Genomic DNA, 12,537 nt, shown 5'->3' with positions numbered 1-12,537 from the left:
ATGAGTTCAGATTATTTTGCTAATTTGTGTATATTCCACATCATGGATGGCCTTAGAGATGGACTTTCCCACTTTTCAAAAGCGAGTCGTGTAGCACTAATATATGCTGTAAACCCAGATGATCCTATACGTATATATGATCCGCAAGATTTGTTACGTGAACACGATCCCAAAATAAAAGAATACTACCTCGACTCAGATGACTGGCGTGCCGGAGACAATCATGATGACACAACCCGCTTAATCGAAGTAATCCGGACCAAAGATTTGGCACTGGCAGGACTGATCACCTGCAGTGCTCGATCAAGTAGTATTTTTTACCAGTGCTGGTTCACAGAACAACACCCGGATATGTGTTCTATCGGCCCCACAGAAAGCTGGATGGAGTATGCCGCACTCCTCCTCTCTCAAGATTTTGCCACACAAAATATTTTGCGCATTGACAGCTCTGGACATCTTTTGCGTGAATATTCAACTCACGCCGTTCGCGATTATATAGTGGATCAACGTAATCGCATCATGGGATGGGATACGCAGCTGAGAATTTACCCTATTCTTGATTCAGTTCTTGGGATTTCCAAGACAAGAGAAGAAGGAGCATGGGCACGAGGAGATTTAATTTTTATTGAGCCTTCAGAACTTGACAAAATCAAATACATGGCAAAATTTCCTGAAAAAGAACGCCCTTACCTTAAAAATCACAAACACGTGCGTAAACTGCTCCAGTCAGTAGAAAGTTCGGGGCGCAAACTAGTTTCAGACGGAAAAGTCGTTGTGGGGATTGCCGTGGTATCTCCAACAAGCAACTCTATCTCAGCTCATTTTAAAGGTGACCGAGGACTGATATACCTTGGATGTACTCCGGTTTGCAGCTTTGCAGATGCTAAATTCTCATCAACTAACTATAAACCGAACATGGTCCAACTTGAAGAATATCTGCTTGAAATAGATCTTAGCGCAGAAGTACGTCACAATCTTTTTCAATTAGTAGTTCAAATGATAACCAGCGCCAACAACCGCAGCCATGGATCTACACTAGTTCTTGATTTTAATGATACTCCTGTTGAAATAGCCGGTCAGGCTTTAGAAAAACCTCTTGATCTAAGAGAACCTGAAATGCGAGGACTTGCCCGCTCCTTAACTAAGCTGGATGGTGCAGTACATATATGTAAAGATCTTAAACTGTATGGATTTGCATGCCTACTTGATGGTAAAGCTGTAGCAGGAGAAAATAGAGCCCGAGGTGCAAGATTTAATTCAGCTTTACGCTTTACATCTGAACATCCCAACCTGATAGTAGTTGTTGTTTCCTCTGACAAACCTGTTTCCATAATTCAGCGGGGAGTAGAACTTACAGCTTTATGTGAGTGGAAACAACTTTTTGCATGTGTAACAACACCCCCAACTCTTACAAAATGGATTGATGTCTAATTTTTTAATTATATTAAAGTATTACACAATTAATTTTAACTTATATTTCCGGCAGACATTCATTATATCATTAGTAAGCTAAAAAAGTTAATTTTAAATAGTTTCTGAAGCACTTGAAAAAGACCTTTCAACTCTCCATAAAACAGGTTTGATAAAAAAATGCTGAATCAGACTGGTTTCACATGCCCTAAAACACATAACTGAATAGTTTTGAACGAAAATTGATCATTTAGAATTGTTCTTCAAACTAAACTCCGGTCAACAATTAATGCCAACCGGAGTTTAGTTATTTACAGTTCTTCTAAAACCTTTGTTAATGGATGATCATCAACCTTGTGTACCTGTAATACGTCGTAAAGTTTTTCAAGCTGGAGTAATATTTGCTCAAGCTTACTGTTATCAGCAACAGTTAAAATCATCCTGCTTTCCCCTCCATCACCTACAGGGCCGCATATAATACCCTCAAGATTAAAATTCCTTCTTGAAAAAAGTCCTGTTATCTGACTCATTACCCCGGCATGGTTACGAACTAAAAGTTCAATTACATAGTTATGCATCTTAATCTCCAATCATTTCACGATTTGCACATTCAGGTGGAACCATAGGAAAAACCTTATTCTCTAAGCCAATAGGTATATTGATAACGCACGGACCATCCTGTCCTAAAATTTTGCGTAAAAAAAGTTCCGGATTATCCTGATCATCAAGGTCAAAAGCAGGTATTCCAAATCCTTTAGCAATAGAAGCAAAATCAGGATTGCTTTCAAATGATGAGGCAAAAAAGCGTTCTTCAAAAAACAATTCCTGCTGCTGCCGCACCAAACCTAAACGATGATTATTCATGATCAAGACTTTAACATTCAAATGTTGCTCAGCAAGTGTTGCAAGTTCTTGAATATTCATTAAGAATGATCCATCTCCGCTTACACAGACAACCTTTTTATCAGGTTTAGCAAAAGCAGCCCCTATTGCATTTGGCAACCCAAACCCCATTGTTCCAAGACCACCTGAGGTTAGCAGAGTCCGGGGTTTTCTAAATGGATATTTCTGAGCAACCCACATCTGGTGCTGCCCAACATCCGTGGTGATGATTGCATCATCGGGCAAAGATTCTCCCATTATTCTGATTAAGTTTGCAGGATGAAAGGTTTCATTACTGTCTGGAATAATTTCAGGATATTTCATTCGTAATGATGCAATTCGCGCACTCCATGAAATTCTTATTGAAGACTCTACGTTGGCTGCGAGCTCACTCAAGGCATGTCCTACGTCACCTACAACAGAAAGATTGGATGATTTTATTTTACCAATTTCAGAGCGGTCTATATCAATATGCAGGATATCAGCATGCTTACAAAATTCACAAGCTTTCCCTACAGCACGATCATCAAAGCGCACACCAAGAGCAATAATGAGGTCCGCCTCCTCCATTATCATATTCGTTGAACGAGCCCCATGCATACCGAGCATACCAAGATAATTAGAATCTCCGTCAGGATACGCACCAAGCCCCATAAGTGTGCTAACGACAGGAATTGAATTTTTATGTGCAAGTTTAAGCAAATCATCTGAACAGTCAGCAGCAACAACTCCGCCACCAGCATATATTATAGGCCGTCTTGATGAGTTTATCATCTCAAGAGCTTGCTTCAAGTCATTATCATCACACGTGTGGACAGCGTCTTTCAATCCATGTTCAGGCCAGCTTGTGATTTCGACAATCTCCTTCTGGACATCTTTAGGAATGTCAACAACAACCGGCCCCGGCCGACCAGATTCAGCAAGCCTGAATGCTTCCGGAATAATTTCCAATAAATCGGCAGCTGACTGCACCAGAAAATTGTGTTTGGTGATTGGAATTGTCAAACCATAGGTATCAACCTCTTGAAAAGCATCCGTCCCGATTAAAGAACTGGATACCTGCCCTGTTATGGCAACAACGGGAATTGAATCAAGTCGCGCATCAGCAATAGCCGTCAGCAAATTGGTGACTCCCGGACCGGAAGTCCCCATGCACACAGCAGCCTTTCCTGTTGTTCTAGCCATTCCTTGAGCCATAAATCCGGCCCCCTGCTCATGACGGGCAAGAATGTGCTTAATTGAGCTGTCCCTCAATGCGTCATAAATTATCAGATTAGAACCGCCGGGAATACCGCATATGATTTCAATACCCTGCCGCTCCAAAAGATTGATCAGTAATTTTGCACCGCTTAATTTCATTTCCGCACCCTCATATTTCCTGATGAAAATAAAAAACCCCCGCCGGCAAGCCGGCGGGGGTTACAACAACACTTTTATGTAAACTGATGCTTACAACCTTCCCTCCGGCTTATTAATGCCTCTCACGACGACCACAGAAATCACCACCATCACCACAGAGGCGATGGGTGCAACAACTGCATTCATATGAGATAGGGTAGATAGTATCATTTTGTTTACTCTTAAAATTTTCCTAATCTGTTTAGGTTTCGTTAGAAATAGTCCAGCATAAATTAATTAGCAAGCACTTTTTAAAAAACATTAAGACTCAAGTTTATACAATCCCAGCCACCCGGTTTTATATCCAATAAAATTAAAAGACCCTTTGAAAACTGCTGCACAAAGCAGATTAAAACTTAACATAGGAAAATCATTTTTTTTGAGCAGTAGATTACGGTCATTTTTAATCCGTAATGGACTTTTACGAAAACGGATATCTTTCAATTTTAATCGATAGTTAGATGTAAATCCTACCTGCTCACCACTACCACTATAAAAATTCTTTATTCCCTGTGGATAGTATGGTTTCTGATGATCTAGATCCAGCCAGAAATGAGGATGCAGCATTGGTGTTGCAATGAGCAGTAAGCCTCCCGGTTTAAGATATTTTAAATAACCATCGATAAAATCGATTAAGTCTTCAAAGCAAAAATGCTCAATAATGTGTGATAAAATTAAAAAATCAAACTTTTCATTACTATAATTTGCTGAAAAAGATTCAAGGGTTACAACATCCAGCCCTCTTTTACAGCACTCCTGAACCTGAAATTCATTCTTCTCAACACCGAGAATATTATTGAATCCGTGCGAAATTAAAAAATCAGTTTTGGTGCCCCGTCCGCAACCGACCTCAATAATTCGCATATTTCGGTCAAGAGGACTCAAAATTTTTTCCCATTGCAGCATTTCATGCTGTGAAAAACATTTTGTTATTTTACGCATCATTTTTCGCAACTCAGGGCTAGCTGTTAGCATCAGTTACTCCTGCAAGCGAGGCTAGATAACGAGCCGCATTCTCAGCTCCGTTAAGATTAACAGATGAAACTTCAGGTTTTGTCTGTATACATTTTAATAATGACTCACGCAGACAGTCAGCAGTTATGTTGTCTTCAGAGAAAACATCAACAATTGCAGATGACTTGCTGGCAAGTAATGCTGCATGTTCTTCCTGTTCACCATCTTTCATTCCCCGCAAAAGAACCACTGCGGGAGTTCCGGAAGCCATCACATCGGTGAGACTGTTGTAACCACCATAAATTACGGCAGAACGAGAACCATGCAGGTCACAAAGAAACTCAGGACCAACCTGTGAAAAACATACATTGGGCAAAAATTCAAAAAATTTTATAGCTTCATACGCAGTTGCCTCACGCAAATTCATATAAATCTTCCACAGTCCGTATGAATGATCAATTTGACTTATAGCCTCAGCAAGTTTTTCAAGGAATAGGAAAGTACCCTCTCCTGACCATGGAACAGATACAACTCCTGCAAGATTTTTGCTCTCTGCTCCGTCATCGATACTGAGTTGTCCCAATTCGGAAAATCTTGAAACATAGCCAGTCTCGATAGGATCAATCCCGTAACAGCTTTTAACCCGTTTAATTTCATTAATGCCAGTAATCTTTGAATCGCCATACCAAAATATTTTGCTATATCCCTTTTTAAAAAAATCTGCAGAAAATTCCGACCAGACTTTATCAACATCTCCCACAACAGCACGAATACCTAAAACTCGCACAGTTTCATGAGAGACACTATGGCAAGCAATAAGCTCTTTATGCTTCCCTTGAGGGGTGTGATCAGCCAGAAAAACCTTTGGCCGATATGTTTTGAATATATGACGAATATTTTGTGCTCTGAGTTCACCAAGAGTCTTATCATCAATCTGGGATGGACCTTCGGCACCAGAAGATTTTCCGGCTAAAATTTTTGTTTTATATGATGGAAGTTTTATCCAGTCCAGATCTCCATCACCAATAAGTTCAGCAACGGCACTACATCCGGTAATTAATAGCACTGACATTTTAGGAAATAATCTGCGAACAGCAAGGCCGATGGCAACACTTCTACTTACATGCCCTAATCCTCTTCCGTCATGGGCATAAATTATCAAATCAATTATAAACGACATCGATAAACCTTATAATATTTATTAATATAATTATTTCAGTATAGTATATAAATTATTTTCAAAGAATAAAAGTTTAGGAAAGGGATTGCTTCTACGGGAAAAAAATAATAGGAATTACCACAAATACGATAAGTTTTTTTTAAAGATTTACAGAAGTATTCCTTTTCGCTAGATATTCCAACGGCCCTAGTGATGCAAGACAAATATACAAATTAATGCGGTTAAATTAAATCTGAAAATCGGTACAATAAATGGATAATACCTTTAATATTTTGATGTATTCTCATGACACGTACGGTCTTGGGCATATTAGACGCACTATGGCTATAGCTTCACAGTTGAAGTGCAAAGGTGTAAATATCCTGATCCTAACAGGCTCACCAATTGTCGGCCGTTTCGAATTCCCTGAGCAGATAGACTTTGTACGAATTCCCGGCATGATTAAACAGTCAAATGATAATTATATACCTCATTCGATAAAAATAGACCCTATTCATGCGATGTCTATCCGCCAGTCAATTATTGATGCAACAGCAAAAAGCTTTCAGCCAGATCTTTTCATTGTCGATAAAGCCCCTCGCGGACTTAAACACGAGATCATGCCCACTCTTGAGTGGATGAAAGAGAATGGAAAAACACGTACGATCCTAGGATTACGTGACATAATGGATGATGCTGACAGCACTATTAAAGATTGGACAGATAAAGGTATTTATGACGTATTAGATGATCTATACTCTGAAATATGGGTTTATGGTCATAAAGAATATTATGACCCTGTAAAAGAATATAAAATTCCAGAATCCATTAGCCAGAAAATGATTTTCACCGGATATATTCCCCGTAAAGTTCACTCCCGCTCATGCCCTGAAAAACGTAAGAACGGCAAAAAACTGGTTGTAATAACAGCTGGTGGAGGCGGTGACGGCTACCCTATGATGGATGCATACCTTAAAGCCCTTGAAAAATACGGGCCGCAAAATTTCCGCACAATCATGGTTACGGGGCCTTTTATGTCAAAAGAGCAAAGACTTGATCTTTCGGAACGGGCAAAAAAACTTTCTGTAACTTTCTACCATTTTTATAGAAGAATGGAAAAACTGTTCAGTAACGCTGATTTAGTTGTCTGCATGGGCGGCTATAATACATTCTGTGAGATTTTATCTCACAAACAGGTTGCACTCATTGTACCACGCGAAACTCCGCGTTTAGAACAGACTATACGCGCACAGGTTCTCGCAGAACAGAATCTTGCAGACTATATTCCATGGCACAAGCTTGGACCTGACACAATAATGGAAAAAGTTGATCATCTTCTTAACAACTCCCATAAGATTCGTGATGCGATTAATAACTTTAACTTCACCGGCCTTGACGTAATGCATCAGCGTGTGGGCTATTTCAAAGAAAATTGCAAATGAACAAAAAAACACAACCTGTCCTTGCGATGATTCTCAAGGGTTACCCACGTATATCTGAAACTTTTATTTCAAATGAAATCAGACTGCTCGAACAGCGTGGAGTGAAAATTCATATTATTTCAATGCGCAAGCCCAGAGAGAATTTCACACACAAATCCATTTCTGAAATCAAAGCTGAAGTTTCTTATCTTCCATCAACTCTGGAAGGATGTCTTGAGGAACTCTTTGGATCTGCAGACATGGATGCTGGTCTTAAAGATAAACGATACGGCATAGACTCTGCGTTTACTTCCAGAATTGATAACATATGGAAAGTATACAAAGACTCTGGAAGCGAGGCATCTTTTAAGCATATGCTGCAAGCTGAATTTATTGTAGAAAAGATATTGCCCGGATCTGATATCTTTCATTTCCATGCGCACTTTGCCCACTCTCCATGTTCTGTAGCCAGAGATGCAAGCCGCCTTTCAGGATTGCCCTTCAGCTTCACAGCCCATGCAAAGGATATATACACCCAGAAGCCTGAAAAAATCACAGCTAAGATTTCAGAGGCTAAATTTGCTGTAACCTGCACTGGTTACAACTGCGATTACCTTCAGTCTATTGCACCGGAAGGAAAACCTATTCACAAAGTGTATCATGGCATTGATCTGAAACTTTTCAGTTCTGATAAGAAATACACTTCTTCTGCTCCTTACGAAATTTTCACAGTAGCCCGCTTTACAGCAAAAAAAGGACTTCCCACAGTTTTCAAGGCATTGAAAAAACTTGACGAAAAAGGAATAGATTTTTCATACAAAATTGTTGGTGATGGTGATGAGCGGGAAGAAACACTTGCCCTTATTGATAAACTTGGACTCTCTGAAAAATGCACATGGTTAGGGGCTAAACCGCATGAAGAAGTGCTTGATCTTTATCGTAAAGCAGATCTTTTCACTCTGGGCTGTGAAATTGCCGAAAACGGTGACCGTGACGGAATACCCAATGTTCTTGCTGAAAGTATGGCTATGTCCGTCCCTGTAGTTACTACAACAGTTTCAGGTATTCCTGAATTGGTAGAAAGTGGCAGAACCGGACTTCTTGTTGAACCAGGTGATCATGAAGCAATGGCTGATGCCATGGAAAGAATTCTAACAGATCAAGAGCTTCGCAAGTCAGTCATCCCTGCAGCAAAAGAACGAGTCCATGAAATTTTTGATAACCGCTACTGGATCAACAAACTGGCTGATGTATATGAAATATACGGTATAAAAGCCGGGAGCTAGCAACACGTTCAGCATCACTTTCAGCCACTTGCATAAGAAGGCAAGAAGGACATAGCATCAATGCGGATTGCTTTTTTTGCCCCGCCCAAACCGATTAACCACAAAGTTCCTTCCGGGGATCTCATGATCGGAAAAAGTTTACACGATTTTCTGTGTAATCAGGGGCATGAAGTTGAAATTGCCAGTCATATGCGCATGCGCAACATTATGAGTAAACCTCATAAATGGCCTGCTCTTTTATATGAATACAAAAAAACGCTGAATAGAGTTGAAGATTTCAATCCTGATATCTGGCTTACGTACCACAGCTATTACAAATCTCCAGACCTTTTCGGACCTAGAATCGCCAGAGTACTTGAAATTCCGTATGCAATATACCAAGGTGTATTCGCCACAAAATACAGAAGAAACTACAAGACATGGCTCGGCTACATGTCTAACAAAAGTGCTCTTATCCATGCGGATCATGTATTCGCCAATAAGGCAATTGACTTTACAAATCTAGCACGCATAGTGTTGCCTGAAAAACTTTCCAGAACCTATCCCGGAATTGATCCTGATCAATTTAAATTCTGCATGAAAGGCAGAAATGATATTCGGAAAATGCTTAAATTAAATGGCACTACGACAATCATGAGCACCGCAATGCTGCGCAATGATGTTAAAGCAGACAGCATAACGGACCTGATAAAAGCATTTGCCTCAGTCACCAAAACTAATCCGGATACAAAACTGATTATTGCCGGTGACGGTGAAGCTAGAGACAGGCTTGAATCTCTTGCTTACAAAAAAGCAGGTAATAAAATAATTTTTCTTGGACAAATACCGCGCAACGAATTGTATAAATATTACAGCGCCGCGGATCTATTTTCCTTTCCCGGAATTAATGAATCACTTGGAATGGTTTATCTCGAAGCGCAATGCTGCGGGCTGCCTATAGTTGCATATTCAACCTGTGGCCCATCTGAAGCCGTTGCCCAAGGTGAAACAGGACTGCTTTCGCCTCAAGGAAATATCTCTAACCTGACTGACAATATTCTAAAACTTATTTGTAATAAATCACAACGTAAACAAATGAGCATCGCAGCACCAAAACGAATTGAAAAATATTTTAATATGAAAAAGAACCTGATGGGAGTTGAATCTAGATTAATCCAATTAACAAGCCGGAGGTAAATATGAAATCAGTACATATAGCATTAATCAGACATTCAGTTACCGAATGGAATGCAGTAAATAGAATTCAAGGCCATTTTGATTCCCCGTTAACAGATCATGGCCGCCAACTGGCTGCAAGCTGGATAGAAACAATCAAACCAGAATCATTCGATGCAGTGATTACCAGCGATCTTGGAAGAGCAATTGAAACAGCTGAAATAATTACAGAAGGACTCAACCTTCCAACATTAAGACTAAAAGATCTGCGCGAGCAGGACTGGGGAAAATGGTCCGGTTTGACACTTGAAGAACTTAATGAAAAATTTCCAGGCATGTTGGATGAAGAGATTTCTAAAGGATGGGATTTCTGCCCCCCAAATGGTGAAAACAGAAGAATAACATCTGCCAGAGGAATTGATGCACTTATTCATGGAGCTGGCAAAGTGGCAGAAATGGTAGACAAGAAACATCCAAAAGTACTTGCTGTAGCCCACGAAGGCGTTTTAAAAACAGTGATTTATAAACTTGCCGGTCATGATTTTATGGATGACAAACCAAAGCTTGTTAAACGCAGACGTTTGCACTGGTTAAAATATGATGGAAACCTTTCTATTGAAAGATTGAATGATATCTTATGAAAATTATACATTATTGCCAACATGTCCTTGGAATGGGACATTTTTTTCGCAGTCTCGAAATCGCTCGCGCTCTGGACAAAGAAGAGGTTCTTTTTGTTGCAGGTGGGAGTAAACCTGATCAGGATCTACCATTAAACATAAAATATATTCAACTGCCTGGACTGTGCATGGATGAAAAATTCGGTGGTTTAATGACTACCGATCCAAGCCTTGACCTTGAAGAAGTTAAAAAAAATCGTGCAACATCTCTTTTGAATATTTTTAGACAGGAAAAGCCTGATATATTTCTTATTGAACTATTTCCATTCGGACGAAAGGCTTTCCGCTTTGAGCTTTTACCAGTTCTTGATGCCATAAAAGACGGTCAACTTGGCAACATAAAAGTAATCTGTTCACTACGTGATATATTGGTGGAAAGAGATGATGGAGGAAAACACGAAAAACGCGTAGTTAAATATCTTAATAAATATTTTAACCTGCTGCTCATACATTCTGACCCCCAAATTGCAAGTCTTGATGAAACATTCCAACTTCTGAATCAAATTACTATTCCATATTCATACACAGGTTTTACTGCCCGCAAGCCAGATAAAGGTGTTCGTGAATCCATCAGGAAAAGTTTAGGCATTGCTGTAAACGAAAAATTACTCATCGCAAGCGCTGGAGGCGGCAAAGTAGGGAAACCTCTTATGGAGGCTGTGTTTAAATCATTTTCATGCAATTCTCCTGAAAAGACAAAATTGCTTATGCTGACCGGGCCTTTTTACGATCAAGAAAATTTTAATATCCTTTATAACTCCTCAAAAAATTTTAAAAATATCACTGTAAAAAAATTTGCATCTGATTTTACGAACCTGCTGACCGCTGCCGACGCTATGATTTCTATGGCCGGATATAACACTTGTATGGATATTCTAACCTCTGGTATCCCTACGGCAGTTTTACCTTTTGCTCATAACCATGAACAGCGTATGCGTGCTGAAAAATTGGCTAAACATATTCCGCTTAGAGTTTTAGAGACTAAAGATCTAGTTGCGTCCAGTATGGATAATGTTATAAACGCCCTGTTGATGAGTTGCCGCACATCGCAATGTCATGCGATAGATTTGGATGGAGCAAATACATCTGCTGATATCATAAGAGAATATGGAAAAAATTAATGTCATATAGGCCTGTTGCGTCAATCTGGAAGAATAATATTTCAACACTGATCAATTCATTTGATTTCTGGTGGAATCATCTTGAAAAAATCATACCTGAAGAAGGATGTGATGTTTTTTTTAGAGCTGACGATATAGGATATTCAGGATATCAGTTTTCTGAAATGATCCGTGTATTTAAAAAACACGAAGTCCCATTATCCCTTGCGGTTGTTCCTGCATGGGCAAATGAATCTCGTGTCGCCAGTCTTTTAGATACCTTGAAGCCGGAACTTAATTTATGGTGTCTGCATCAGCATGGCTACCGCCACATTAACTGTGAAAAAGAAGGAAAAAAATTCGAATTCGGCCCATCTCGCGATAAAAATAAAGTCAAAGCAGAATTAAAGAAAGGCCAGCAAAAACTAAGCACTCTTCTTGGCGAAAATTTTTGTCCTTTTTTTACTCCTCCATGGAATCGCTGCACAAGTGATACAATGAACAGTCTCTCTGATCTTGGATTTGTTGCCATTTCGCGAAGCATCAATGTTTCGCCCTGCCCGCTTGATAACCTTCCTGACCTTCCCATAAATATTGACTTACATACTGTAAAAGAGAAAAATCCTAAATCAGGTATTCAAATATTACAGTCTCAGATAGAAAAAGCTGTTCAAACCGATTACGCAGGATTTATGCTTCACCATCAGCGTATGAACAAGACATCCTTTCTTTTTCTTGATTATCTATTGAGCAAAATTAAAGATACACCTTCTTTTCAAATCAAAGATATCAGAGACATGCTTCCATAACCAACTCACCCTATTCTTCATTAGTCTTCTGTGTACGAGTGTTTCACTAACATAGTATGAAATTTCATAGAAAATTTATTGCAATGGATATTTGACTCCACTTCATATTGCTAAATAAATAATCATACAAAAGTACGCCTATTTGACTAATTTTTTCTTTGCAATTCACAATATTTCAGTTATTTATTGAGTATAAAAGTTTAATCTTCTATGCATTGGAATCTAATATATGATTAGATAATTTACTTAACTGAGGTATGTCATAAATTTGCAGGATTTAGCA

11 protein-coding genes are annotated in these 12,537 nt (G+C 39.3%); 7 read left to right on the top strand and 4 right to left on the bottom strand.

Annotated features, from left to right (window positions below; genetic code table 11):
- Positions 1-1,431: a DNA integrity scanning protein DisA nucleotide-binding domain protein gene (locus tag H589_RS0113935; RefSeq protein ID WP_027722600.1), complete on the top strand. Its 1,431-nt coding sequence runs from the start codon at positions 1-3 to the stop codon at positions 1,429-1,431.
- Positions 1,432-1,721: 290 nt separating this feature from the next.
- On the opposite strand, the gene ilvN is transcribed toward H589_RS0113935, so the two are convergent.
- The 4 genes from ilvN to H589_RS0113915 form a co-directional block, all read right to left on the bottom strand.
- Positions 1,722-1,988: an acetolactate synthase small subunit gene (ilvN, locus tag H589_RS0113930; protein ID WP_027722599.1), complete on the bottom strand. Its 267-nt coding sequence runs from the start codon at positions 1,986-1,988 to the stop codon at positions 1,722-1,724.
- A gap of 1 nt (position 1,989) precedes the next feature.
- Positions 1,990-3,651: a biosynthetic-type acetolactate synthase large subunit gene (gene ilvB / locus H589_RS0113925; RefSeq protein WP_027722598.1), complete on the bottom strand. Its 1,662-nt coding sequence runs from the start codon at positions 3,649-3,651 to the stop codon at positions 1,990-1,992.
- A 300-nt stretch (positions 3,652-3,951) separates the two neighbouring features.
- Positions 3,952-4,665, bottom strand: coding sequence for a class I SAM-dependent methyltransferase (locus H589_RS0113920; RefSeq protein WP_027722597.1), 714 nt, complete (start codon positions 4,663-4,665; stop codon positions 3,952-3,954).
- On the bottom strand, positions 4,652-5,824 hold the full coding sequence (locus tag H589_RS0113915; protein ID WP_027722596.1) for a hypothetical protein: 1,173 nt from the start codon (positions 5,822-5,824) through the stop codon (positions 4,652-4,654). The genes H589_RS0113920 and H589_RS0113915 overlap by 14 nt, the downstream gene beginning before the upstream one ends.
- Before the next feature lie 251 nt (positions 5,825-6,075).
- Here H589_RS0113915 and H589_RS0113910 point away from each other — a divergent pair, with 251 nt between their 5' ends.
- Genes H589_RS0113910 through H589_RS0113885 form a run of 6 tightly spaced genes read left to right on the top strand, consistent with a single transcriptional unit; the run spans position 6,076 to position 12,254 of the window.
- Entirely contained in the window at positions 6,076-7,245 is a 1,170-nt protein-coding gene (locus tag H589_RS0113910; protein WP_027722595.1) for a glycosyltransferase family protein, read from the top strand.
- The gene (locus tag H589_RS0113905) at positions 7,242-8,510 is read left to right on the top strand and encodes a glycosyltransferase family 4 protein (RefSeq protein ID WP_027722594.1); all 1,269 of its coding nucleotides are present in this window, start codon (positions 7,242-7,244) and stop codon (positions 8,508-8,510) included. The genes H589_RS0113910 and H589_RS0113905 overlap by 4 nt, the downstream gene beginning before the upstream one ends.
- Positions 8,511-8,570: 60 nt before the next feature.
- Positions 8,571-9,686 carry a glycosyltransferase family 4 protein gene (locus tag H589_RS0113900; protein ID WP_027722593.1) on the top strand — a complete coding sequence of 372 codons (1,116 nt, stop codon included), beginning with the start codon at positions 8,571-8,573 and terminating at the stop codon, positions 9,684-9,686.
- Positions 9,687-9,688: 2 nt separating this feature from the next.
- The gene (locus tag H589_RS0113895) at positions 9,689-10,306 is read left to right on the top strand and encodes a histidine phosphatase family protein (protein WP_027722592.1); all 618 of its coding nucleotides are present in this window, start codon (positions 9,689-9,691) and stop codon (positions 10,304-10,306) included.
- Positions 10,303-11,466, top strand: coding sequence for a glycosyltransferase family protein (locus H589_RS0113890; protein WP_027722591.1), 1,164 nt, complete (start codon positions 10,303-10,305; stop codon positions 11,464-11,466). Before H589_RS0113895 ends, H589_RS0113890 begins: the two co-directional genes overlap by 4 nt.
- Entirely contained in the window at positions 11,466-12,254 is a 789-nt protein-coding gene (locus tag H589_RS0113885) for a polysaccharide deacetylase family protein (protein ID WP_027722590.1), read from the top strand. Before H589_RS0113890 ends, H589_RS0113885 begins: the two co-directional genes overlap by 1 nt.
- Positions 12,255-12,537 lie beyond the last annotated feature (283 nt).

This window comes from Maridesulfovibrio zosterae DSM 11974 (genome assembly GCF_000425265.1).
Taxonomy (GTDB): Bacteria; Desulfobacterota; Desulfovibrionia; order Desulfovibrionales; family Desulfovibrionaceae; genus Maridesulfovibrio; species Maridesulfovibrio zosterae.
This window is presented reverse-complemented; position numbering and strand designations above follow the sequence as displayed.